This window comes from Allokutzneria sp. NRRL B-24872, assembly GCF_002155965.1.
Classification (GTDB): Bacteria; Actinomycetota; Actinomycetes; order Mycobacteriales; family Pseudonocardiaceae; genus Allokutzneria.
In genome coordinates this window covers 1-513 of the sequence record NZ_MUMH01000355.1, presented here as the reverse complement: position 1 = coordinate 513, position 513 = coordinate 1, and the positions used below count along the sequence as shown (strand labels likewise).

Genomic DNA, 513 nt, shown 5'->3' with positions numbered 1-513 from the left:
TGCCGTTGGACGGCGGGCGCATCGTGCGCGCGGCGGTCTGGGGTGCCACGGGGCGCCGGGGCGCGGGGACCAGGGCAGCGGTGGCCGGAGCCGGTTTCGTGGCCGCGGGGCTGGTGGTGTGGGCGGTGAGCGGCCTCGTCGAAGGCGGGGCGGACCAGTGGCTGCGGCTCGTGGTGTGCGTGCTCATGGCGGCCTTCGTGGTGACGGGCGCCAGCGCGGAGTTCGCCGCCGAACGGCGCACGGCCTGGCCGGAGGGGCTGACCCTGGCGGAGCTGCTGCGACCGGTGCTGCAACTGCCGGCGGAGAGCCCGGTCGCCGACGCGCTCGCGGCCGCCGCGGGCCGGGGCGTGGTGCTGGTCCGGGCGGACGGGATCGCGGTCGGACTGCTGGACACGGCGGTCGCGGAGCGCCTGGCGGCCACGCAGCCGAACACCCCGGCGGAGCGCGCGGCGGAGCCGATCACGGCCGACACGGTGCTGCTGGACTCCGAACCGGGCGAGGAGATCGCCGAGC

General features: G+C 78.0%; 1 pseudogene. It reads left to right on the top strand.

What is annotated here, in order from left to right:
* Positions 1 to 513, top strand: a pseudogene (locus CCN37_RS38025) (site-2 protease family protein); the annotation flags it as partial.